Here is a 24,863-nt window from a genome sequence, read left to right as displayed (position 1 = left end):
TTTATGTGAAGGAAAGCGCATTTTTTTTGCTTATGCATGTATAAAACGCAAATGTCCTATGCTTGACTTTTATAATAAATGAGATTATACTGTAATTAAGTTAAACGTTATACGAATTTCGCGAAATCTATTGTGAGGCTGTTTATTAGAAAAGGAGTGTACTATATGATTAAGCAGATTATTAAAACCGTAGATGGAAATGAAGCAACGGCTGATGTAGCATACGCTTTTACGGAAGTAGCTACGATTTATCCTATTACGCCGTCGTCTCCCATGGCGGAGCATGTCGACGTATGGGCGGCTAACGGAAGAAAGAATTTATTTGGCCAGCCGGTTAAGCTGGTAGAAATGCAGTCCGAAGCTGGTGCTATCGGCGCCGTTCACGGCGCGTCGGAAACGGGCAGCCTGTGTTCGTCCTTTACGGCGTCTCAAGGCCTTATGCTCATGATTCCCGTCATGCACCGCTTATCGGGCGAATTGAAGCCCGTCGTCCTCCACGTGGCGGCCCGTACGGTCGGGACTCATACCATGTCTATTTTCGGCGACCATTCCGACGTCATGGGCTGCCGCAATACGGGCTGGGCCATGTTGTGCAGCGCCAGCGTGCAGGAATGCGCCGATTTGGCGGCAGTGGCTCATTTGTCGGCGATTAAGGGGCACGTTCCCTTTATGCACTTCTTCGACGGCTTCCGCACGTCTCATGAAATCCAGAAAATCAGCATGCTGCCGGAAGACGAATTGAAAAAGCTGATTGATCAAGACGCCCTGTATGACTTCAAGCATCACGGCTTAAATCCGGAACATCCGGTCATCCGCAGCACCGTCACCAACCCGGACATGTTCTTCCAGTCCCGCGAAGCCAATAACTCCTGGTACGACCGCCTTCCGTACATTGTAGAAGACTATATGGACAAGATCAGCGAGCTGACAGGCCGTACGTACAAATTGTTCAACTACTACGGCGACCCGGAAGCAGAGCACGTCGTCGTCGCCATGGGTTCCGTTACCGGCGCGATTCAGGAGGTCGTAGACTCGCTGAACGCCCAGGGCAAGAAGGTCGGCTACGTGCAGGTACACCTGTTCCGTCCCTTCTCGCTGGAACACTTCATGCAGGCCTTGCCGGAAACAGTTCGCTCCATTACCGTTATGGACCGGACGAAGGAACCGGGCGCCTTAGGCGAGCCGCTGTTTGAAGATGTCTGCGCTGCCGTAGAACATACGGGACGCTACATTCCTATCATGGCCTGCCGCTACGGCTTGTCGTCCAAGGACGTGCCGCCGGCGTCGATTCACGCCGTATTCCGCAATATGGAATCGCTGCAGCCGAAGAAGCACTTCACCTTGGGCATCATTGACGACGTAACGCACCTGTCCTTGCCGGACGTACCCATTCAGATCGACGACCAGGGCACGGTGAGCTGCAAGTTCTGGGGCTTTGGATCGGACGGTACAGTCGGCGCGAACAAAAACTCCATCAAGATTATCGGCGACAATACGGGTATGTACGTTCAGGCCTATTTTGAATACGATACAAAAAAATCGGGCGGCGTGACGAAATCCCATCTCCGCTTCGGCAAGAATCCGATCCGCTCGACCTATTACATCAAGCAGGCTGATTTCCTGGCATGTCATAAACAGGCGTACATGGATTCGTACGACATCGTCAGCGAAGTAAAGGACGGCGGCATTTTCCTGCTGAACTGCAGCTGGAGCCCCGAAGAGCTGGATCAGCATCTGAGCAATAAGGTAAAACGGCAGATTGCCGAAAAGGGACTGCGTTTCTATACGATTGATGCGACGAAGATCGCCGAAGAAATCGGCCTCGGCAGCAACCGGACCAATACGGTTCTGCAGGCTTCCTTCTTCAAGCTGACGGAGATCCTGCCTATCGAAGACGCCGTCCGCTACATGAAAGAAGCTATTGCCAAGACGTATCTGGCAAAGGGCGAAGCCGTCATTTCCATGAACCAGGCCGCCGTGGACCGGGGCATTACGGGCCTCGTCGCCGTCGACGTGCCGGGAAGCTGGAAGGACCTGCCGGCGGATCCGCCGAAGGCCGAAAGCGGTCTGCCCGATTTCATTACGAAAATCGTCGAACCGGCGAACGCTCAGCTGGGCGATACGATTCCCGTCAGCGAATTTGTCCAGTATGCCGACGGTTCGTATCCCCTGGGTTCGACGAAATATGAAAAGAGAGGCATTGCTTCGACGGTGCCGGAATGGATCGTTGAAAACTGCATCCAGTGCAACCGCTGCGCCCTCGTTTGCCCGCACGCCGCTATCCGCCCGTACTTGGTAACGGCTGATGAAAAGAAGGCGGCTCCGGCTGATTTCACGACGAAAAAGGCCGTCGGCAAGGGCCTGGAAGGGTATGAATTCCGCATGCAGGTATCGCCTCTCGACTGCTACAGCTGCGGCACCTGCGTCAACGTCTGCCCGGCCAAGGAAAAAGCGCTGGTCATGAAGCCTCTCGACACGCAGCGCCATGAAAGCGCAAACTGGGATTACGCCCAGACGATTGCGCCGAAGGATACGGGCCTCGATAAGTTCTCCGTCAAGGGCAGCCAGTTCAACCAGCCTCTCCTCGAGTTCTCCGGTGCCTGCGCAGGCTGCGCGGAAACGGCGTACATGAAGATTTTGACCCAGCTGTTTGGGCCGCGCATGCTCGTAGCCAACGCGACGGGATGCACCCAGGCCTGGGGCTCCGCGATGCCGAGCATTCCCTATACGACGAACAGCGAAGGCTTCGGTCCGGCTTGGTCCAACTCCGTATTTGAAGACAACGCTGAATTTGCCCTCGGCATGTCCTTGTCCATGACGCAGCAGCGCGACGATATCCGCCTCAAATCGGAACAGCTTTTGCTGCTGACGGACGGCGCGCTGCACGACGCGATTCAGGCATGGCTCGACTCCATCGGCGTTGCAAACGAAGGAGAAGTCACGGAAGGCATCAGCCGCGCATATATTAAAGCGCTGAGCGAAGCTGAACTGACCGGCGAAGCTGCCGATTTGCAGAAATACATCTTATCCCATAGAGAACATATCATCAAAAAGACGATTTGGATGTACGGCGGCGACGGCTGGGCCTACGACATCGGCTACGGCGGCTTGGATCACGTCATGGCTATGAACGCCAACCTGAACGTCATGCTCGTCGACACGGAAGTATATTCCAATACGGGCGGCCAGTCGTCCAAGGCGACGCCTGTCGGCGCAGTGGCGCAGTTCGCCGCGTCGGGCCGCAAGTTCAACAAGAAGGATCTGGGACGCCTGCTCATGACGTACGGCCATATCTACGTCGCCCAGGTCGCTCTCGGCGCTGATCCGAACCAGCTTATCAAGGCCATCAAGGAAGCGGAAGCCTACGACGGTCCTTCCATCATCATCGCCTACTCGCCGTGCATCAATCACGGCATCCGCGGCGGCATGGGCAACGCCCAGGAAGAAATGAAGCGGGCCGTAGACTGTGGGTACTGGCACCTGTATCGGTACAACCCGGCACTGGAAAAAGAAGGCAAGAATCCCTTCATCCTCGATTCGAAGGAACCGAAGGAATCGTTCCGCGAATACCTCATGGGTGAAACGCGGTACGCTGCCTTGACCCGGACCTTCCCGGATATTGCCGACGAACTGTTCGCCAAGGCCGAAGAATTTGCCAAGAAGAAGTATGAAATCTATAAAGAATTAGCAGATAAATAACTCGACGATCCTTAGGGTACATTATCTGTGACGACGGAGCTGCCGCGATGCACGAGGTGTCGCGGCAGCTCGTTTCATTTTATGGCTTCTCATGGTACAATACATACAAGAAAAGGCTGGTGATACGTATGAAAAAAATTTGGCTTATCCGGCATGGCGAGAGTATTGCCAATGCCGGCGAACCGACGCAGGACCATGCGGCTATCCCGTTGTCGGAAAAGGGGCTTCAGCAGGCCCAGGAGCTGGCTCTTGCCATACCGTCGGCTCCAGATTTAATCGTTACGTCTCCTTTTTTGCGGGCTCAGCAGACGGCGATGCCGACGATTGGACGGTTCCCACAGGCCCATACGGGGATTTGGGACTGCATTCATGAATTTGTGTATCTGGCGCCGGCGACCTGCGTCGGCACGACCTTCGCCCAGCGCCGTCCCAGGGTCATCGCCTATTGGCGAAAGCTGGACCCAGATTATATCGACGGCGAAGGCGCCGAAAGCTATCGGCAGCTTATGGATCGGATTCAAACGACGATAAGCCTCCTGCAGCGGCGTCCTGAACAATTTATCCTCCTGTTTACCCATGCGCAGTTTATACGCAATTTCCTCCTGGCGTACGAGCATCCGCAATGGACGGCAGAGCAGTGCATGGCTTCGTTCCGGCGGAGCGATCCGGTACGCAATGGGCAAATCATAGAAATTTCCATGTAAAATATACTCTCATAGTATTGTTTTGTGCTGCCTCCCGTGATATAATAAATCCAATACTAAGAAATAATCACTATTGGTTGAAAATCATGATAGGAGATGATCGGCATGGCCAATTTTATAGATGCTGTTAAGCAGAGACGGACGAATTATGCTCTGGGGAAAGAAATCCCCGTTTCAGAAGGGCAGATTGTAGAGACGATCCAGACGGTGGTACGGGAGGTCCCGTCGGCATTCAACATGCAGTCCGGCAAGGTCGTCGTGGCCCTCGGCGCCGTGCACGACAGGATATGGGAGATTACGATGGATACGCTGCGGCCTATCGTGCCGCCGGCCAATTTTGCCGCGACAGAACAAAAAATCCATTCCTTCGCCGCGGCCTATGGGACAGTCTTGTTTTTTGACGACACGTCCATCGTAGACGACCTGGCCCGGCAATTTCCGACGTACGCCGATAATTTTCCCGTTTGGGCCCAGCAGGCTAACGGCATGATGCAGTTTGCTGTCTGGACGGCCCTGGCTGATTTGGGATTGGGCGTAAATATACAGCATTATAATCCCCTCATTGACGACGAAGTAAAACAGCTCGTCCATGCGCCGGAATCGTGGAAGCTCATCGCCCAGATGCCCTTCGGACAGGTGTTGGAAGCTCCGAAGCCGATTCAAAAAGTCCCTGTAGAAGAACGGGTGAAGATTCTAAGATAAGACGCCATATAAAAAACGCATTCGCAACGGTTGCTGCGAATGCGTTTTTTTGTATTGTTCAGTTAGCTAATAAAGAGTTGTCCGAAATATACGATACAGCCTAAAATAATGGCGTACGGAACGTATACTTTGATAATAGCTTTGAGGATTTCGCTGTCTTTTCCTACTAGGGAAATAGCGCCTACGGCGATGGCGATGCTTTGCGGCGAGATCATCTTGCCGACGCATGTGCCGGCAGAATTTGCCGCTGCCAGCCAGGCCGCGTTGGCGCCGATAGCTTTGGCGGCATCGGTCTGCAAGTTGCCGAATAATACGTTGCTCGACGTGCCGGAGCCGGTAATAAAGGTGCCGACAGAGCCGATAATCGGAGCGATGAAGGGATAAAAGTTGCCGGTTACGTCGACGGCCGTGCTGGCGATATCCGACGTCATGCCGCTGTAGCCCATGACCTTAGCCGTGGCGATAACGGCGATAATGGTGATGATCGTATTGCGCAGGCCGCGGATCGTTTGAAGCAGCACAAAGAACATTTCGCTGAATGAAGCCTTTTGTATGTATCCGCTGATAAATGCAGCCAGGAAAATAAGCACGCCCGGCGTAGCTAACCAAACGAAGGTATAAGGAGAAGCGCCGGGGCCGGTATATATGACGACGGAAGTTTTGATAGCGCTTAAGGGAACGTTGATGACAGGGACGAATTTAGAAGTCAGCAGAAGGAAGACGAAGATGAGGATAAAGGGCAGGCAGGCTAAGAATCCGCCGTGCAAGGGTACGTGGGCCGGATGGATGTCCATGTGGTACGTTTCATCCTGGGAAGGACGGTATTTGGAGTACAGGACGATGATGCCCATGATGACGACAGATGAAATCATAACGGCCAGCTCCGGACCCGCAACAGCTGAAATGAGCAGTTCCGGCACAGCCAGGCCCAAGCCGCACAGCAGCGTCAGCAGCGTTACGCCTTTTAAGGCCTTGATGGAGCCGCCGACGATTATGACCATGAGAAATGGACAGATGATGTTGAGAGGCAAGAGCTGCAAGCTGATGTAAGTAGACAATTGGACAGGGTCCAGGCCGGTCAAATTTGCCAGCGTGCTGGCCGGGATGCCGATAGAACCATATGTCGTCGGTACAGAATTGGCAATCAGGCAGAGCAAAATAGCCTTTACAGGATTGAAGCCCATGGCGACGAGCATGCTGGCCGGAATGGCAATAGCCGTGCCGAAACCGGCCATGCCTTCCATGAACGCGCCGAATCCCCAGCCGATGAGCAGCGCCAGGACGCGCTGGTCTTTGCTTACCGTCGTCAGCATGTGTTTTACAATGTCCATGGATTTTGTATATAACGTCAAATTATATGTAAAAATAGCGGCGATGATGACTAATAAGATAGGCCAGCAAGCTAATGCGACGCCTTCTAAAGCCGCCGTGCCGGCATGGAGCGCCGGCAGATGATAATACCAAAGCGCTACGGCAAAGGAGAGGAGCAAGGCAATAGGACAGGCCTTAAAACTTTGCATTTTGAGAAATCCCAGAGAAACGATGAGCCATAAAATAGGAGACAAGGCTAATACGAAGGTTAGCATAATACGTTCCATCCTTTCTTATAGTATGTGAAATTTTTCCCTTAAATAAGGAGAGATAGGAATGCGTTTCACGCTTAAAATATAGTTTCATTCGTTATTCGCATAGATAAAAATGAAAAACTATTCGTGAAAACAATAACTATATTTTACTATAGATTTATAGAATTAATCAATACATAATACGATTCGTAAATGGCATGGATAAAAAAGGAGGTATACGCATTTGTCATAGGTATGCTAGCAGGGAATATAAAAAAGCCGCCATGTGCAATGACATGGCGGCTTGCAGCATCCAAAGGGACGCAGGATAATTAAAACCCGAGGTTTTCTCCGACGAGAATGACTTTGATGCGGCCGGCCGGGCTGCAGCGGCGCGTGCGGACGAATTGGTTGCAAATGCTGCCTTCGCTGTTGCAGTCGGCGCACATGCCCGTGACGATGCACGGCGTCGGAGCGGCGAAGCGCTGTTTGTTGATGGGAGCGGCTACTGTGCGGGCCCGGACGACGGCATCTTCCAGGGTCGGCGCGACCTTGTTCATGCCGACGATGACGACGACCTGTTTCGGGCCGTATACCAGGGCGGCGACGCGGTTTCCGTTGCCGTCGATATTATAGAGCTGGCCGTCTTCTGTTGCGGCGTTCGTTCCCATGATGAACGTGTCGCAGAGCAGAGCCTTGCGCATCAGCTCGACTCGTTCCTCCGGCGAGCCGGCGGCGTCACGGTCGATGACCTGGTAGTGCTCCAGCACATAGGGCCGCAGGCCGATTTCGTTAATAGAAACGGAACCGCCCCAGGACACGACGTGGTCTGCCGGAATGAGGGCCAGCGCTTTTTGCAGCGCTTCTTCCTTGGTGGGACAGTAATAGGCTTCAAATCCGCGCTTAGCAAAGTTTTCCGCTACTTTCGGGCCTTTCTTATCGTACATTACGTACATCATATCGGATCGATCCATAATAATAACCTCCTCTTAATACATACCTTTTGTATATATTAAGAGTAGCCTATTTTTTTATTCTTGGCAATGAAGATATTTGTCTGAATTCCGTAAATTTTTGATGCTGCGCGGCAATGCGCGCGTTGCGTCGATAGTTTCCTGAGACGGCTGCGAAGCGAAGTTCCACTGGTCGTGTTTTTAGTAGGATGGACCGATACCATGATGCTGGCAATGGGAGGAAAGAGGTCGACAAACATTTTGCATGGCGGCAACGGGCGTAACTGCGCAGTGCGGTATCGGCGTATCTGATGAGAAGGAGCCGTTTTGCCGTTGACATAGTAATTTTATACTTTTTATAATAATAGATATATTGATGCACAAGGAGTGATGAACATGAAAAAACTATTGGTATGTATTGCTATCGCAGCATTTTCAGCGGCCTCGGCCTGCCTTGCCGCTGATGGGCTAAACGCGGCTTCTGCGGCAGCGGCAGCCGTCCCGTATCGGACGCTGACGCCGCAAGAAGCAAAGCTGCAGATGGATCAGCAGACAAATCTCGTCGTCGTCGACGTGCGCACTCAGGAAGAATATGCGGCAGGCCATATTCCTTCCGCCGTGCTGCTGCCGGTAGAGCAGATTGAAGCGAAGGCTGATTCCGTCGCCAAGGTCCTGCCGGATAAAAACGCGGAAATCTTCGTATATTGCCGCAGCGGCAAGCGCGCCGGCCGCGCGGCAGCGGCGCTGACAGAACAGGGCTATACCAACGTCTACAGCATCGGCGGCATCATGGACTGGCCCTATGAGGTCGTAAAATAATCAAAATAGGAAAATAAAAAAGCTGATTACAGTGTATGATCCCCGTAATCAGCTTTTTTGGTATGGTGGAGATGAGGAGAGTCGAACTCCTGTCCGTAAATGCCGCCCCATGAACTTCTCCGAGCGCAGACCTTGTTTTATCGTCTCAAACAGCTGTCGTACAAGGACAAACTACGCTGTTCCAGCCTTGTGAGTTTCCCGCTGCGGCGGCCAGGCCCATGCCGCAGGGTATCCCGCTAAGTGACGTCTGCAAACTGCCCGCAGGATTAGCAGCAAGAGACGTTAGCCGCGATTAGGCAGCTAAAGCAAAGTTTTGTTCTTTTGCGTTTAATTTAAAGGTTCACCGTTTTGCGGCCTGATGAAACGCCGGCTCGCTATTCATGATACAACCATCCACGTCGAAACCTTTACATCCCCATGGATTTATATAGTATATCATACCCTATGGGTTCTGACAATTCTTTATTTTTGATAATGCGGCGAAGCAGAAAGAGTAGACGGCAAAGAGTCTTGAAAGATTCACAAATAAAATATATACTAGTTGCAGAAAATATGTTGATTTTTACGGAGGTTTTACGGGAAAAATACGTAATTTATGCTATAATAAATGTGTTAAAAAGAGTATTCTAATAAGAGGCTTCAAAGAAAGGGGACGGCCCTTTGTTATATATTGTTAAATGGATCGATTCATGGCTGCTGCCGCTGGGCGGCATTGTCCTAGCCCTGGGGTTTCTTGCAGCGTATCAGCGGCGCCGCCGGTCGGCAGGCGTCAAATGGCTGGCTGCCGTCGTTCTCGTATTGTACGCCCTGTCGATTGTGCCGGTGTCAAATTGGCTGCTGCGGCCCCTGGAACAGGAGTATGAACAGCCTGCGGCGCAGGCGCTGGACGGCGACGTCATTATTATGCTGGGCGGCGGAGTGCTGGCCGGCGTGCCCGATGTAGATGGAGAAGGACAGCTGAGCGGCGCTGCGGCCAATCGGTTTTTAACGGCCCTGCGCCTTCATCGCGCCCTCGGCCTTCCGCTGCTGCTGTCAGGCGGGAAGGTGCTGCCCGACGACGCCAGCGAGAGCGCCGTCGCCAGGCGCATGCTGCTGTCCCTGGGTGCGGCGGAATCTATGATTTATACTGATGAAGAGAGCCGCAATACGGCGGAGAACGCCGCTTTTTCCAAGGCCATCTGCGAGGCCAACGGCTGGCGTCGCCCTATCGTCGTGACCAGTGCCTTTCATATGGAGCGGGCGGCCTATTTGTTCCGCCGCGAAGGCTTGGACATCACGCCGTATCCTTGCGATTACCGCGCCGGAACGGGAATATCTCTCTATTCCTTTGTTCCCCAGGCCAGCGTGCTGGCCGATTCCTGCCTGGCGATAAAAGAGTATGTCGGCCTGGCGGCGGCCAGGGCTGGGCTGCAATAATTACGGTGGAAAAAATATCGGGACAAATTTCGCCCAAGCTATTGCAAAAATGTACCCAGTGTGGCATACTATGGGTGTAAGGTGAATTAAACGAGTTAGTCAATTTGAATAGGTTTTGTAAAAAGGAGTGTATCGACAATGATTAAAGTTGGTATTAATGGTTTTGGCCGTATTGGACGCTTTGTTTTCCGCGCTGCCCAGACTCGCGACGATATCGAAATCGTAGGCATCAACGACCTCTGCCCTGTAGATTACATGGCATATATGCTCAAATACGACACGATGCATGGCCAGTTCGACGGCACGATTGAAGCCGACGTTGAAAACAGCCGCCTTATCGTAAACGGCAAAGCTATCCGCGTAACGGCTGAAATGGATCCGGCAAACCTCAAATGGGACGAAGTCGGCGCTGAATACGTCGTCGAATCGACAGGCCGCTTCCTCACCATGGATTTGGCTGAAAAACACCTCCAGGCCGGCGCTAAATACGTCGTTTTGTCCGCTCCTTCCAAACAGGGCGAAGACGGCCGTCAGGCTGATATGTTCGTATGCGGCGTAAACACCGATACATACAAAGGCCAGACGATCGTTTCCAACGCTTCCTGCACGACAAACTGCCTGGCTCCGATCGCCAAGGTCCTCAATGACGCGTTCGGCGTTAAAGAAGGCCTCATGACGACGGTACATTCCACGACAGCTACGCAGAAAACTGTCGACGGCCCGTCCCTGAAAGACTGGCGCGGCGGCCGTGCTGCAGCCGGCAACATCATTCCGTCCTCCACGGGCGCAGCGAAAGCCGTAGGCAAAGTTATTCCTGAATTGAACGGCAAATTGACAGGCATGTCCATGCGCGTTCCGACGCTGGACGTTTCCGTTGTCGACCTCACGGTCAACCTGGCAAAACCGGCTACGTACGATGAAATCTGCGCCGCTATGAAGAAAGCTTCCGAAGGCGAACTGAAAGGCATCCTCGGCTACACGGAAGACGCCGTCGTATCGTCGGACTTCCTCGGCTGCACGCTCACGTCTATTTTCGACGCGAAAGCCGGCATCGCTTTGACAGATACATTCGTAAAAGTCGTTTCCTGGTATGACAACGAAATCGGCTATTCCAACAAGGTTCTCGACCTCATTGCCGTCATGAACGACTACAACAGCAAAAACTAATTTGTAGCGACGCATTTCCCGACGGGTAAACAGCCTCCCGTTACAAATATTCAAGACCGAAATAGAAATACAATGAAAAGGCAGGGATTGCGAATTTCCCTGCTTTTTCTTTTCTTCACAGCCGGGCTGTAAAGGTAAAGAAGGAGATAGAAGTATATGACAAAAAAGAAACCTGTAATGCTGGTGATTATGGATGGATTCGGCTGCAGCGATATCCAAAAGGACAACGCCGTGGCGCAGGCCGATTTAAAGGTGCTGCCGGCTCTCTGGAAGGAATATCCCCACGCTCATTTAGGCGCGTCGGGTGAAGACGTAGGCCTGCCTGACGGCCAGATCGGCAACTCCGAAGTCGGCCATCTGAATATCGGCGCCGGCCGCATCGTCTATCAGGCCCTGACGAAGATCACCAAGGATATCCGCGAAGGCGCGTTTTTTGAAAAGCCCGCTCTTGTCGAAGCCATGGAAAACGTCAGGAAACACGATTCGGCCCTGCATCTGCTGGGCCTCGTATCGCCGGGCGGCGTGCACAGCAGCGAGCAGCATTTGTTCGGCCTGCTGGAAATGGCCAAGCGGTACGGCCTCCGCAAGGTATATGTCCATGCCTTTCTCGACGGCCGCGACGTGCTGCCCCGCAGCGCCGGCGAATACCTGCAGGAATTAGAAGACAAATGCGCCGAGCTGGGCGTCGGCGAAATCGCGACGATCAGTGGCCGGTATTACGCCATGGACCGCGACAAGCGCTGGGATCGGGTTGAAAAGGCGTACCGTGCCGTCGCGCTGGGCCAGGGCCATGAAGAACCGGACGCGCAGACCTGCCTGAAGAACTCCTACGCCTCCGACGTATCCGACGAATTCGTCGTTCCGACGATTATTCATAAGCATCCCGTAGCCGACGGCGACAGCGTGGTGTTCTTCAACTTCCGCCCCGACCGGGCCCGCCAGCTTACGACGGCTTTTGTCTGCGACGATTTCGACGGCTTTGACCGGCCGAAGAAATTAGACGTGTACTTCGCTACGATGACCCGCTATGAAGACGATTTGCCGGTTCACGTCGTATATGATAAGGAAACGATAGCCAATACGCTGGGCGAGGTGCTGGCCAAGGCCGGCAAGAAGCAGCTGCGCATTGCCGAAACGGAAAAGTACGCCCATGTGACGTATTTCTTCAACGGCGGCGAAGAAACGCCCAACGTTGGCGAAGACCGGATTCTCGTGCCGTCGCCTAAGGTTGCCACGTACGACCTGCAGCCCGAAATGAATGCGCCCGTCGTCACGGACAAAGTCGTCGAACGGATTAAAAGCGGCGAATACGACATGATCATGCTCAACTTCGCCAACGCCGACATGGTAGGCCATACGGGTGTGTTTGAAGCGGCCGTCAAGGCCGTGGAAACCGTCGACGCCTGCATTGGCCGCATCGTAGACGCCTTGAAGACCGTCGACGGCCAGCTGCTGATCATCGCCGACCACGGCAATGCGGAACAGATGGCCGATCCGGAAACGGGCTCGCCCTATACGGCTCATACGACGAACCACGTGCCGTGCATTTTAGTCAGCGAAACCTATAAGCACGCCAAGCTGCACGACGGTATTTTAGCCGACGTCGCGCCGACGCTGCTGACGATGGCCGGTATGGACATTCCTGCCGATATGACGGGAAAATGCTTGATCGACCTTTGATGCCGCCGATGAACACAGTGGTTGTATCGGCGAAGCAGCAAATGTCTTTAGATGGAGGTAAAGATGGAACAAGACACGCTCAGTATCTTTCAAAAAATCGCGCCTGATATCATGGGGACGATTAAAGAACGATATTTGCTGCTGCGTCATATTTCCGACGCAGAACCGGTAGGACGGCGCACCCTGGCCGGCCTGTCGGGGCTGTCCGAACGGGTGGTGCGCTCCCATGTAGACGTGCTCCGGCGCAGCGGGCTGGTACGGTTTACGACCATGGGCATTTCCATGGAGCCGGAAGGAAAGGCCCTCATGCCGGATTTATTGGAATGCTTCCTGCGCCTGAACAATTTAGACGATATGCAGCGGCAGATACGGCAGGCCTTGGGCTTGAAGAACGTGTACATTGTTCCCGGAGACAGCGATACGGATAAGACGGCCTGTGAGGAGCTGGGGCGCAAGGGCGCGCTGCTGCTCAACGATTTGCTCGGCAGCGTCAGCATCGTGGCCATCAGCGGCGGCTCGACCATGGCGGAAATCGCCCGCATGCTTCCGGAAAGCAACGCCGGCGCGACCATACTGCCGGCCCGCGGCAGCATGGGGAACCACGTGGAATTCCAGGCAAACTATATTGCGGCTGCTGTCGCCGCCAAGACGCACAGCTCGTACCGCATGATTCACCTGCCCGAAGGCGTAAGCGAATCGGCCCTGCGGCTGATGTTCGAGTCAGACGCCCAGGCCAGGGAAAATGTCGCCATGACTTCCCAGGCCCAGGTCGTCGTCTTCGGCATCGGCCGCGCCGATAAGATGGCCAAGCAGCGGGGCATGACGGACCATCAGCGGCAGACACTGGAAACGCTGGGGGCACGCGGCGAATCGCTGGGCTGTTACTGCAGCCTGGACGGGCGCATCCTGTACGGCAGCAACAACATCGGTATTTCCTTGAAAGATATAAAGCATCATCCCCACGTCATCGCCGTGGCCGGCGGAGCGAGCAAGGCCGAGGCGATCGTAGCCGTCATGCGCACGTGCCGGACGGGCATCCTCGTGACGGACGAAGGCGCGGCAGAAAAGATGATGAAAATGATTTAATACGAGGTTTTTCCAGCGTCTAGCAGACGCTGACGAGTATATATGTATCGTTACGATATGGAGGAGGATTTTTCCATGAAACAGACAATTACAGATATTACAGTGGACAACAAACGGGTATTCGTCAGAGCGGACTTCAACGTGCCCCTCGACGGCGACTGCCGTATTACGGACGACACGCGCATCCAGAAAACGCTGCCGACGATTAAGTATCTGCTCGACCATCATGCGGCGGTCATCCTGGCCAGCCATCTCGGCCGTCCGAAGGGAGAAGCCGTTCCCAAGTATTCGCTGAAACCCGTTGCCGAACGCCTTTCCGAATTATTGGGTATCCCCGTAAAATTTGCTCCGGACTGCGTCGGCCCGGAAACGAAAGCCATGGCCGAAGCGCTCCAGCCCGGCGAAGTCCTGCTTCTCGAAAACCTTCGCTATCATAAGGAAGAAGAAAAGAACGATCCCGAATTTTCCCGCCAGCTCGCCGAATTGGCTGAAGTCGGCGTAAACGACGCCTTCGGCTGCTGCCACCGGGCGCATGCCTCCGTTGCCGGCATTACGGCGTACCTGCCTATGGCTGCAGGCTTCCTGCTGGAAAAGGAAATCCGCTTCATCGGCGGCGCCGTAGACAATCCGGCCCATCCCTTTGCGGCGATTATCGGCGGCGCGAAGGTTTCCGATAAAATCGAAGTCATTTCCAATCTCCTGCCGAAGGTCGACCTCATGATCATCGGCGGCGGCATGGCCAATACGTTCCTGGCCGCCCAGGGCTACGGCATCGGCAAATCCCTCGTCGAAGCCGATAAAATCAATCTGGCGAAGAGCCTCATCGCCCAGGCTCAAGAACAGGGAACGAAGCTTCTCCTTCCCGTCGACGTCATGGTAGCAGCTGCCTTTGACAACGACGCCGACCACAAGGTCGTAGACGTCGCCGACGTGCCGGCCGACTGGATGATCCTCGACGTAGGCACGAAGACGCAGGAACTCTTTGCCAAAGAATTAGCTCCTATGAAGCTCATCGTCTGGAACGGCCCTATGGGCGTATTTGAAATGGAAAACTACGCGAAAGGCACGGAAGCTGTGGCCAAGGCCGTAGCAGCTTCGGACGCCGTATCCATCGTCGGCGGCGGCGACTCCGTATCGGCCGTCAACAAGACGGGCCTTTCCGACCAGATCAGCCATATTTCCACCGGCGGCGGCGCGTCCCTGGAATACCTCGAAGGTAAGAAACTGCCCGGTGTCGAATCGTTGAGCGATAAATAATACTATATCATTTATTACATTTCAGACAGGAGGATGCTCTCATGAGAAAAACTATTATTGCCGGCAACTGGAAGATGAATCACACGGGCCAGGACGCTAAGGAAACGATTACGGGCCTCGTCGGCCGCGTATCGCAGGACGTCAAAGCCGAAGTCGTCATTGCTCCCGTATTTCCGTACCTGCCGATGGCTGTGGAATTGACGAAAGGCTTGCCGATTCACGTTGCCGCGCAGAATATGCACTGGGAAGAAAGCGGCGCCTTTACGGGCGAAGTATCTCCGGCTATGCTCGTCGATATCGGCGTAACCCACGTCATTATCGGCCATTCCGAACGCCGTACGTATTTCAACGAAACGGACGAAACGGTCAACAAGAAAACGAAAGCCGCCCTGGCTCATAACCTCACGCCTATCGTATGCTGCGGCGAAACGCTGGAACAGCGCGAAGAAGGCATTATGCAGTCCTGGATCGAAGGCCAGATTGAAAAGGCCCTCGAAGGCATCAGCGCCGACGACTTGGCGAAGGTCGTCATCGCCTACGAACCGATTTGGGCTATCGGCACGGGCAAGACGGCTACGGCCGCTCAGGCTCAGGAAGTTTGCTCCATTATCCGCAAGAAAATCGCGGCTCTCTACAGCGCCGACGTTGCCGACAGCGTGTCCGTCCTCTACGGCGGCAGCGTAAAAGGCGGCAACGTAGCCGAATTGACGGGCTCTCCCGATATTGACGGCGGCCTCGTCGGCGGCGCCAGCCTGAAAGTCGACGACTTCATGGCTATTATCGACAACGCCGTTGTAAAATAATCGCATTTCGCGCGAAAATACCGTTGGCAGACCTTGCCGACGGTATTTTTTTGCGCCGTTTCATAGTATGATGAATAGTATATACATAGCGAGGAGGCGTTTTATTATGAAGGTTATCGATTTGACCCATACTATACGGGAGCATATGCCCGTGTTTCCGGGAACGGAAGAGCCGTCCCTGCAGACGGTAAGTACCTGCGAAACGAACGGCTTCAAAGAAACGAAGATTTCCATCTGCACGCACGTCGGCACCCACGCCGATCCGCCAGCCCATGTATGGGACGGAGGCACGACGCTGGATCAGTATGATGCCGGCCAATTTATCGGCAAGGCCCTGGTCGTCGACTGCCGCCGCGTAAAGGAAGGCGGGGCGATTACGATGGATTGCCTGCGGCCCTATGGAGACAAAGTAGAAAAGGCAGAGTTTCTGCTGTTTCACACAGGCTGGGACGCCTACTGGGGAACGCCCCAATACTTCGGCGACTATCCCTGTATAGACGACTCCGTGCTGGAATACGTCGTCGCCGGGGCGTATAAAGGCATTGGGATCGATACGTTCGGCATCGATCCCATAGGCGACGAAGAGCTGACGCGGCATAGGAAGCTGTTTCAGCGCCGGGAAATGATCAATATAGAAAACCTGAAAAATCTTCACCTGTGCGGCAGCGACTTATTTTGGTTCGGGTGCTTTCCGTTAAAAGTACATCAAAGCGACGGCGCGCCCGTCCGAGCGGTCGCCTGGTTCGAATAAAAAAAACATCCCCTCGGCAGGAAAGAGGCCTGCGCGAGGGGATGTACTATGGCAGAATCTGCCGGATGAAGAGAAAAGAGACGGCGAACGGTTAGATTTCTACGTTGAAGTGTTTCAGGATCATTTTTTCCGCTTCGGCGTTCCAGAGGCCGTTGTGGGCTTTGCAGCATGCGTCCAGTTCAAGGAAGAACGGGTCTGTTTCGCCTAATTTGGCGAAATCTTCGATGGCCGTCATCGGCATGTCGAACTGCGTATAGGCCAGCTTTTTGCCACCCTTGATATGCGGCAGGTTCAGCGTCGTGTCGATGATGCTGTCGATGCCGCCGACGTGCGTTACCATGACGGCCGGGTTGATGATACCTTTGGCAGCCAGGTTGTTGGCTTCGATGAGGTCGTCGTTGTTGCCTCCCGTCGTGCCCATGATGTGGGTGCTCGTGTAGTGGCAGTCGTATAGGTTGATTTCGGCGCTGAAGTTTTTGTCCGTCGGGCCGGAGAAGAAGTTCATGCAGCCGTCGAAGGCCAGCAGTCTGTTGCCCAGCTCGGCGACGGCGCGGACCGGCGCATATACGAAGACGTCGTCGTAACCGTGGCCGTCGGTGATCTTCATGAGTTCTTCATAGGGATCGTCCATGGCTCCCGTATTGATGTAGTGGAGTTCGACGCCGTACTGGGCGGCGTATTCGGGGGAAATGACTTCTTTCGCCCGATTGATGCGGCTTTCGTCGATGTCCGTTACGACGATGCGTTTCGGCTTGTTTTCAAAGCGGATGCCGTAGCTGACGGCGCCTAAGCCCATGGGGCCGCAGCCGCCGAGGATGATGATATTGCCGTCTTCTTTCGTGCCCATTGCGTGGTTATAGTTATGCTTGTTCGTGTGGTAGTTGGCCCGGTAGCCGCCGATGATGCAGCTCATCGGTTCGCCCAAGGACGCTTCGAAGAAGCTTTCGCCTTCGTAGGGCATCAGGGCGCCTAATTCCATGACTTCGTGGGGGAAGATGCAGTACGTGCAGTCGCCGCCGAAAAATTCATAGGAATATCCCGGCGAAGCCAGGCTGCCCTTGTAGTTCAGCGCCGGCTGCTGGGCGAAGCGCATGCCCGGCTTGAACTGGTCCTGCCATTTCTTGCCGACCTTGACGATGACGCCGGCAAATTCGTGGCCCGTAATGATGGGGTTCGTGTCGATGTTCTGGGGAGCCCGTTTATGCTTTTTTCCTTGTTCGACTAATTTATATGTAGACATGCAGATGCTGTCCGTAATAATTTTGGCTAAAATTTCATCGTCTTTGATTTCCGGGAGTTCAAATTCTTCCAGGCGCAAATCTCTCGTGCCGTACATTCTGACTGCTTTTGTTTTCATCATATATACCTCCTGAGTATCATGCTTAATATAGGGTTCTGTATATGAGTATACGTTGACCTCTTAGTTAGCGAACATGTTGTAGATTTCATCGACAGAGCTGTGGACGACGTCTTCTACGTCGTCTTCGTCGGAGCAAGTGACGGCAATATTGCTCAGAATGTCGACGTGTTCGTCGCCGGCAGCGGCAATGCCGATGACCAGCTTGACCGTCGTGCCGTTCCAGTCCGTGCCTTCGGGGAAGGTCATGATGACCAGGCCGGCGTGCTGCACTTCGACCTTGCCTTCTTCGATGCCGTGGGGAATGGCTACGCTGTTGCCGATGGCCGTATTGAAGACCGTTTCCTTGTCCAGCATGGCCTGGGTATAGTTTTCCGTCGTATAGCCGTCTTCGCAGAAAATCTTGCCGATTTCCTTAATGACGTCTTCCTTGGCCTTCGGCTGGCAGTTGAGGATGATGTTCTTTTTCTGTAAAATTTCCATGATGATGTTCTCCTTACGTAAGTTTTATGAGCAATGTATTGAAATACAGCTTGAGGATGCGCTGCAGCTCGGAACGGATGAGGCCTTCTTTGCGGCTTAGGACGGCTTCGTTGAAGCTGTCGTCTATGACCAGGGAGCTGCTGATGAAGCCTAGCAGGTCTGTGTACAGGCGGGTAGGGCCGGCGGCGGGCATCGCCATGAGCAGAATCATGCCGACGCCTTGAAAGTAGGGGTCGGCAAAGCTGCTTTCCGACGGCATACAGGTGTAAAAGGCGGCATGACTGACGGCGCAGGTCCGGCAGTGCAGCAGGGCGAAGCCTTGGTCGGGAAAGATTTGGCTGCTCAGCCGTTCCCGCTTCATAATATCTTCATACAGCTGCCGGCTTTGCGATTCCGATTCGGCGACTTGGCCGCAGAGCCAGGCTACGACCTCGTCGAAGGGCAGGGACGCGTCGGCAGTATACATAGCGTAGCCTTTCAGGATATGGGCGATTTCTTCTGCTGATTTGTGGGTTTCCGCCAGTTCCTGTACGAACTCGTCGGGCTGCTTTTCGCCTTCTTCCCGACGGACCCGCTTGCGGATGTGGGCGTATTCTTCGATCTTGCATTGGATGCGGCTCATATCGGACTGGGTGATGAGCGGCGAGATGCGGACGGCGTCGATATCCGGACGGTTCAGGGGCAGGCTGCTGACGAAGAAATCCGTGGCCCTAATGACCTCCGGCGTCAGGTCGCCCTTGCCGTAGGTCTTGAGCGAGACGGCGGCGGACAGCTTGTTGCGCAGCCGCGTCATCATCAGGCGGGCGACGCCGAAGCCGCTGGCGCAGACGATGCCGACGGAAACCTTTCGCGTAAAGGCCGTTTTCCCCTTCATGCGTTCCAGGGCCGCGCCGAAGTGAATCGTCAAATACCCGATTTCTTCTTCAGACACGGCGGCGCCGATGGACTTTTCCAGTACGCGGGCCGCCCGGCTGGATTTTTGAAACGTGTCGGCGTATTCTTCCTTGATATCGTCCAGCAGGGGGTTGATGATGTTGAGGTGATTGGTCAGGCGGACGATGGCCGGCTGCAGGTGGACGAAGAGCCCGCGGATAAATTCTTCGTCACAGCGCAGCATATAGGCCTGGCGGGAATCGAAGGCGTCTATCATGGCGTCGATGAGGTTGATCAGTTTTTTACCGTTCAGGTCTGTCGGCACCGTTTCATCGGGCACGTTGGTGTAATGCATATTTGCGCCTTTGATGTGCAGCAGCAGATAGGACAGCTCCAGCTCGGGCATATGCAGGTGAAATTCTTCTTCGATAGCCTGGAGAATGCGCTGTGCCAGACGCAGGTCTTCGCCGTCTTCCTCCAAGGGCAGGGATTGCTCGTCTGACGGCACGTTGCCCTGCTGCATGCGTTCGACGCTGATGGCGATGTGGATGATCAGGCCGATATAGGCCGAGTCGGTGAACTGGCGGAGCTTGGGTTCGTTCATCTGTCCGAGCAGGGCGTCGATACGCTGGATCGTGCGGCTGTTGAGCAGGCGGTAAATGCCGTTGTCCGTCACGTTCATGACGGCTTTCGCCAGGGCGGCGTGGGGATCGGTAATTTCTTTTAATTTGTCTACGGGAGCCGTTTCGCTGATGAAGCGCCGCATGGCTTCGCGGTAATTTTGTTCTGTACCGTTCAGGACGACGCCGAAGCCGGGCTTTTTCAAGATGGATAAATTATTTTTCCGCAGCCAGGGGCCAAGAGCTTCCAAATCGGAAGCGGCTGTCGACTCGCTGACGCCCAGGAGCCGGCTGTAATGGTACAGCTTTTTCGGCGTCCGGTCCCGCAGCAGTTCGAACAACAGGTAGCGCCGCCGTTCCCTTTTATCGGACCAATCCGACCGGCCCGAAGCGTTTAAGGCGTCGGCCAGGCGCTGCCTTGCCTGCGGCGTGCCGGCCAGCAGGAGGCCCGCTCCTTTTTTGCGCGTCAGCGTCAGCTGGTACGGCGCGAGAATCGTCGTGATGTAATCCAACTCGCGCTGGACTGTGCGCTTGCTGATAGCCAGCTCATCGGCGATTTGCTGTTCGTGCAGAAAATCCTGATGCCGCAGCAGGATAGATAAAATTTGTTGGATGCGCAGTGTGAATTCCGTAGTATCACCTCCTCTGCGTGACGGGAACCCCGTGCGATAACACGGCAGGTTTTTACGACGGCGGGAGCTGGACCGAAGCCAGTTCTTCTACGAGCGTCCCGTATTCAGGCGCGGCCATGAAGTTGGTAATCGTAATGAGACGGGCCTGGGGCGCGCTGGCTTTGGCCCGGTCCGCCAGGTCCTGATGGCAGACGACGAGCTGCGCGTCTTTCGGCACTTCCGAAACGGACGCGTGGCTGACCTTGATGTCCGTCAGGCCGGCTTTTTTCAGACGCTTCTGCAGGACGGCGGCGCCCATGGCGCTGGAACCCATGCCGGCGTCGCAGGCAAAGACGATGTTTTTAATTTCTTTCATGTTGACTGCCGGCACTTCGGCGGCCGGCGGCGTTGCCATGCCCTTGGACTGGGCTTTCATGTCTTTCATCTTCTGCTGGGCTTCGGCGAGGGAGTCCGACGATTTGGCTCCGGACATGCGGATGATAGGCGAAGCGATGAGGAAGGATACGCCGGCGGCGATGAAAATGCCGATGATGACGGACAGCGTAGACCCTTTAGGCGCCATTGCCAGGTACGAAATGAGGCTGCCCGGAGAGGGCGGGCCGGATAAACCGAGGTCGAAGAGCGAATAGTAGAACAACGCTGATACGCTGCCGCCGATCGTAGCCAGCAGGAGCATGGGATTCATGAGGACGTAGGGGAAGGAAATTTCGTGGATGCCGCCTAAGGCGTGAATGATGAGCGCGCCGGGAGCGGAGTGCTTCGTCATTTTATCCTTAGAGAACAGCCAGTAGGCGATGAGGACGCCTGCGCCGGGGCCGGGGTTCGTTTCAATCATGTAGAAAATTGACTTGCCGGCCTGTGATACCTGCTCGGCTCCCAGGGGCGTGAAGATGCCGTGATTGATGGCGTTGTTCAGGAACAGTACCTTTGCCGGTTCGACGAAGAGGCCGATGAGGGGGAAGACGCCGTAGGTGACGAGAATCTGAACGCCTGCCGTCAAGAAGGTGAGCAGGATGCCCATGACCGGGCCGATGAGATAAAAGCCTACGATGGATAAGAGCATGCCGATGATGCCGACGGAGAAGTTGTTGACCAGCATTTCAAAGCCCGGCTTGATGCGGCCGTCTACGGCAGCGTCGAACTTTTTGATGACCAGGCCTGCCAGGGGGCCCATGACCATGGCGCCCATGAACATGGTGTACGATGTGCCGCAGATGACGCCGACCGTCGCGATGACGCCGATGACGGCGCCGCGGTCGCCGCCGACGGCCTTGCCGCCCTGATAGGCGATGAGCAGGGGCAGGACGTAGGTCAGGAACGGGCCGACCATGGCAGCCAGCTTTTCATTTGGCAGCCAGCCTGAGGGGATAAACATGGCCGTAATAAGACCCCAGGCGATGAAGGCGCCGATGTTCGGCATGACCATACCGCTGAGGAAGCGGCCGAACGATTGAATCTTTGCTTTCATTGTTGTACCTCCTAAAGTGATTCAGTGCGCACGCTGCATTCCGGACTGCTTGTGTTTCTGATAGCTTAAGTATATCGGCAGGATGGGGCAAACGCAACAAATAGTAATGTAACTTTGTCACCCATGAAAATGACAATATCTGGAGAATGCATAGCCTTAAATCTTTTAACGCTCCGGCAGTGCACCCGCAAAGACGGCCCGCTGCGCCTATAAAAAAATTCATGTAGAATATGCCATATTGGCAACGCCTTTTCTAGAATAATGAGGTCGTATATGGTATAATGCAGAAAGACACAGCTATGTAAAATATAGGTAAACAGTGCGTAATTATTACGTAAAAATGTGTTTGCAGACAAGGAGAACTGATTAGTATGGCATTCCATTTAAAGCCCAAAGAAGAAAAGTTTTTCGCATTATTAGACCAGCACGCGATGCTGAGTTATCAGGCAGCCGATCTGCTGCGGCAGGCCATGAACGACCAGATTCCTAAAGAGGAAGCGCTGGAAAAAATCGATTCCCTGGCCGATGAAGCCGACGAGCTCGTATTGGAGACCATGAAGCGTCTGCAAAAAACGTTCATCACGCCGATGGACCGCGAAGACATCCAGCAGCTTATTGACGAATTGGATGCGGTCATCGACAATATCAGCGAAATCATGGATAAGATGTGCATGTACCAAATCGGACAGGCGACGGAGGGTGCTAAGCAGATGACCGTCATCACGGCCAAAGCGATGAAGGAAATCTGCAAATCCATCGGCTACATGAAGGATTTAAAGAAAAATTACCTCAAGGTCGAAGCCCGCAGCCATAAGGTGCTGAAGCTGGAACAGGACTGCGACGATTTGTATCATAAGGAAATGGCCAAATTATTCTCGGAATGCAAAGATCCCATTGAAATCATCAAATGGAAGGAAGTTCTTCAATCTGTCGAAGATATTACCGACGAATGCGAAGATCTGGTTACTACGTTCAGAAAGGTCGTCTTAAAGTATGCCTGAGCATTGGTTAATATGGGCCATTGTGCTGCTGGCCGTGCTGTTTGACTATATCAACGGGTTCCACGATACGGCTAACGCCATTGCTACCAGCGTGTCGACGCGGGCCATTACGCCGCGCCATGCAATTATGATGGCCGCCGTGCTGAACTTTGCCGGCGCGATGGTCAGTACGGGCGTCGCCAAGACGATTGGCGGGGATTTGGTGTTAAATCCGGCCCAGATTAGTTTGGAAGTCATCGTAGCCGCTTTGATCGGCTCTATTATTTGGAATATCGCGACGTGGTATTACCGTATACCCAGCAGCTCGTCCCACTCGCTCATCGGCGGCGTTATCGGCGCCGTATGCATCAGCGTAGGCCCGGCGGCTTTGGATATGGGCGGTATTGAAAAGATCATCTTATCGCTGATCTTATCGCCGGTCATCGCCTTGGCGACGGGATATTTCGTCATGATCGCCATCCTTTGGATTGTCCGCAAGTATTCGCCTATCGCCTTAAACCGCCAGTTCCGCAAGATGCAGCTCGTGTCGGCCAGCCTCATGGCCTTTTCGCATGGCTCCAACGACGCCCAGAAAGCGATGGGCATCATCGCCCTGGCCCTGTTGAGCGGCGGATACATCGATACGATGGAAATTCCCACGTGGGTAAAGCTGGCCTGCGCCACGTCCATGGCCTTGGGCACGTCTGCCGGCGGGTGGCGTATCATTTCCACGATGGGGACGAAGATCTTCAAGATGGAATCCATCAACGGCTTTGCTGCCGACCTGAATTCGTCCTTAGTTATTTTTTCCGCGACGTTCCTGCACTTGCCGGTCAGTACGACGCACGTCGTATCGGGCTCTATCATGGGCGTCGGTTCGGCCGAACGGGTTCGCGCCGTCCACTGGGGCGTAGCCCGCAGCATGGTCATTGCCTGGTGCGTTACCATACCGATCAGCGCTGCATTGTCGGCAGTTATCTTTTTGATTATCGACGCCTTGTAAGGGCGATGTAATACAGGTCTTGATGATGAATGACAGGCATTCGTCATCAGGACCTTTTCTTTTTTTTATTTTAAACTACACTTTTTTAGTGACTTATTGTATAATAGACACATGCAAGGAGGGATTAGAGTAATGAGATTAAATCAAGCGACTGATTATGCTTTCCGCATGGTGCTGTACCTGGCGTCGCTGCCGGAGGGCACGAAAATAACCGGCGCTGCCTTAGCAGAAAAACAAAATATCCCCGAGCGTTTTTTATTAAAAATCATGAGAAATTTGACGGCTGCCGGCATCATGAAATCGTACCGCGGCGTCGACGGGGGCTTTGCCCTGCAGCGCTCGCCGGAAGAAATCACCTTGTTTGACGTCATCGAAGCCGTAGAAGGCCAGACGGAACTGCAGCGCTGTCTGCATGACATCAGCTCGTGTTCCCGCGGCTGCAGCGGCATGTGCTCTATTTACAATGCCTTTGCCGATATCCAGCGGGACTTGGTAACAAAATTGAAGGCCATTGATTTTGCCGAACTCGCCCGCCAGGAATCGCAGCTTCAGGCAGCATGCGGAGCTGCAGGCGACGGGCCGCTGGAAAAAGCGGCGTCGAACGAACTCTAATTGATGTGGAAAAGCCGCAGCGGAGACAAGTGATGTGACCCCAAAAAGTTAGACTTTAGTAACGAGGTAGTTTTTGCTATCTCGTTACTTTTTTATGCAGCGGACAGGGACAACCTGTATTGGACAGGACTCTTCCAGCCAAGTTTTCTGAGCCTGTGAAAAAATCTCTGTAAACATAGATCTTCTATGATACTCGGTAAGCTGAAAGCGAATTTGAGAACTTTCAGCTCATG

General features: G+C 54.0%; 20 protein-coding genes and 1 other RNA gene. 14 read left to right on the top strand and 7 right to left on the bottom strand.

The features are described from left to right. Nucleotides 1-165: 165 nt before the first annotated feature. From nifJ to OCV58_RS10330, 3 genes are all read left to right on the top strand, one after another. Nucleotides 166-3,699 carry a pyruvate:ferredoxin (flavodoxin) oxidoreductase gene (nifJ, locus tag OCV58_RS10340; RefSeq protein ID WP_154877785.1) on the top strand — a complete coding sequence of 1,178 codons (3,534 nt, stop codon included), beginning with the start codon at nt 166-168 and terminating at the stop codon, nt 3,697-3,699. 128 nt (nt 3,700-3,827) lie between these two features. Next, a complete protein-coding gene (locus OCV58_RS10335) occupies nt 3,828-4,403 on the top strand; it encodes a histidine phosphatase family protein (RefSeq protein WP_154877784.1) in 576 nt (191 codons plus the stop codon). A gap of 105 nt (nt 4,404-4,508) precedes the next feature. Then, nucleotides 4,509-5,105 carry a nitroreductase family protein gene (locus OCV58_RS10330; protein ID WP_267312893.1) on the top strand — a complete coding sequence of 199 codons (597 nt, stop codon included), beginning with the start codon at nt 4,509-4,511 and terminating at the stop codon, nt 5,103-5,105. Between the two features lie 62 nt (nt 5,106-5,167). Here the strand turns inward: OCV58_RS10330 and OCV58_RS10325 are convergent, their stop codons facing one another. Next, nucleotides 5,168-6,691, bottom strand: a complete 1,524-nt coding sequence (locus OCV58_RS10325; RefSeq protein ID WP_087478329.1) for an L-lactate permease — start codon at nt 6,689-6,691, stop codon at nt 5,168-5,170. Between the two features lie 311 nt (nt 6,692-7,002). Continuing rightward, on the bottom strand, nt 7,003-7,644 hold the full coding sequence (locus tag OCV58_RS10320) for a lactate utilization protein (RefSeq protein ID WP_095629631.1): 642 nt from the start codon (nt 7,642-7,644) through the stop codon (nt 7,003-7,005). Nucleotides 7,645-8,019: 375 nt separating this feature from the next. On the opposite strand from OCV58_RS10320, the gene OCV58_RS10315 reads away from it, so the two are divergent. Further along, nucleotides 8,020-8,442 carry a rhodanese-like domain-containing protein gene (locus OCV58_RS10315; protein ID WP_198643553.1) on the top strand — a complete coding sequence of 141 codons (423 nt, stop codon included), beginning with the start codon at nt 8,020-8,022 and terminating at the stop codon, nt 8,440-8,442. 63 nt (nt 8,443-8,505) lie between these two features. On the opposite strand, the gene ssrA is transcribed toward OCV58_RS10315, so the two are convergent. Next, nucleotides 8,506-8,859: a transfer-messenger RNA gene (gene ssrA / locus OCV58_RS10310) on the bottom strand. A 243-nt stretch (nt 8,860-9,102) separates the two neighbouring features. On the opposite strand from ssrA, the gene OCV58_RS10305 reads away from it, so the two are divergent. From OCV58_RS10305 to OCV58_RS10275, 7 genes are all read left to right on the top strand, one after another. Further along, nucleotides 9,103-9,858 carry a YdcF family protein gene (locus tag OCV58_RS10305; RefSeq protein ID WP_154877783.1) on the top strand — a complete coding sequence of 252 codons (756 nt, stop codon included), beginning with the start codon at nt 9,103-9,105 and terminating at the stop codon, nt 9,856-9,858. Nucleotides 9,859-9,996: 138 nt separating this feature from the next. After that, a complete protein-coding gene (gap, locus tag OCV58_RS10300; RefSeq protein ID WP_087478325.1) occupies nt 9,997-11,025 on the top strand; it encodes a type I glyceraldehyde-3-phosphate dehydrogenase in 1,029 nt (342 codons plus the stop codon). 156 nt (nt 11,026-11,181) lie between these two features. Then, nucleotides 11,182-12,705, top strand: a complete 1,524-nt coding sequence (gene gpmI, locus OCV58_RS10295; protein ID WP_154877782.1) for a 2,3-bisphosphoglycerate-independent phosphoglycerate mutase — start codon at nt 11,182-11,184, stop codon at nt 12,703-12,705. 63 nt (nt 12,706-12,768) lie between these two features. Then, on the top strand, nt 12,769-13,791 hold the full coding sequence (locus tag OCV58_RS10290) for a sugar-binding transcriptional regulator (RefSeq protein WP_107196696.1): 1,023 nt from the start codon (nt 12,769-12,771) through the stop codon (nt 13,789-13,791). A 75-nt stretch (nt 13,792-13,866) separates the two neighbouring features. Continuing rightward, nucleotides 13,867-15,048, top strand: coding sequence for a phosphoglycerate kinase (locus OCV58_RS10285; RefSeq protein ID WP_107196695.1), 1,182 nt, complete (start codon nt 13,867-13,869; stop codon nt 15,046-15,048). A 41-nt stretch (nt 15,049-15,089) separates the two neighbouring features. After that, entirely contained in the window at nt 15,090-15,851 is a 762-nt protein-coding gene (gene tpiA / locus OCV58_RS10280) for a triose-phosphate isomerase (RefSeq protein WP_154877781.1), read from the top strand. 106 nt (nt 15,852-15,957) lie between these two features. Further along, complete coding sequence (locus OCV58_RS10275) at nt 15,958-16,602, top strand: cyclase family protein (protein WP_154877780.1); 645 nt, start codon at nt 15,958-15,960, stop codon at nt 16,600-16,602. Between the two features lie 91 nt (nt 16,603-16,693). Here the strand turns inward: OCV58_RS10275 and OCV58_RS10270 are convergent, their stop codons facing one another. The 4 genes from OCV58_RS10270 to OCV58_RS10255 all read right to left on the bottom strand — a co-directional run bounded on the left by OCV58_RS10270 (nt 16,694) and on the right by OCV58_RS10255 (nt 22,035). After that, entirely contained in the window at nt 16,694-17,962 is a 1,269-nt protein-coding gene (locus tag OCV58_RS10270) for a zinc-binding dehydrogenase (RefSeq protein ID WP_267312892.1), read from the bottom strand. Between the two features lie 60 nt (nt 17,963-18,022). Continuing rightward, entirely contained in the window at nt 18,023-18,442 is a 420-nt protein-coding gene (locus OCV58_RS10265) for a PTS mannitol transporter subunit IIA (protein ID WP_267312891.1), read from the bottom strand. Nucleotides 18,443-18,455: 13 nt separating this feature from the next. After that, the gene (locus OCV58_RS10260) at nt 18,456-20,540 is read right to left on the bottom strand and encodes a BglG family transcription antiterminator (RefSeq protein ID WP_267312894.1); all 2,085 of its coding nucleotides are present in this window, start codon (nt 20,538-20,540) and stop codon (nt 18,456-18,458) included. A 79-nt stretch (nt 20,541-20,619) separates the two neighbouring features. After that, complete coding sequence (locus tag OCV58_RS10255) at nt 20,620-22,035, bottom strand: PTS mannitol transporter subunit IIBC (protein WP_154877777.1); 1,416 nt, start codon at nt 22,033-22,035, stop codon at nt 20,620-20,622. A 371-nt stretch (nt 22,036-22,406) separates the two neighbouring features. Here OCV58_RS10255 and OCV58_RS10250 point away from each other — a divergent pair, with 371 nt between their 5' ends. From OCV58_RS10250 to OCV58_RS10240, 3 genes are all read left to right on the top strand, one after another. Then, nucleotides 22,407-23,036, top strand: coding sequence for a DUF47 domain-containing protein (locus OCV58_RS10250; RefSeq protein ID WP_087478315.1), 630 nt, complete (start codon nt 22,407-22,409; stop codon nt 23,034-23,036). Continuing rightward, nucleotides 23,029-24,018, top strand: coding sequence for an inorganic phosphate transporter (locus OCV58_RS10245; RefSeq protein ID WP_087478314.1), 990 nt, complete (start codon nt 23,029-23,031; stop codon nt 24,016-24,018). The genes OCV58_RS10250 and OCV58_RS10245 overlap by 8 nt, the downstream gene beginning before the upstream one ends. Nucleotides 24,019-24,150: 132 nt before the next feature. Beyond that, complete coding sequence (locus OCV58_RS10240; RefSeq protein WP_095629640.1) at nt 24,151-24,630, top strand: RrF2 family transcriptional regulator; 480 nt, start codon at nt 24,151-24,153, stop codon at nt 24,628-24,630. Nucleotides 24,631-24,863: the final 233 nt, after the last annotated feature.

The sequence above is a fragment of the Megasphaera stantonii genome (assembly GCF_025567065.1).
GTDB lineage: Bacteria > Bacillota > Negativicutes > Veillonellales > Megasphaeraceae > Megasphaera > Megasphaera stantonii.
This window is presented reverse-complemented; position numbering and strand designations above follow the sequence as displayed.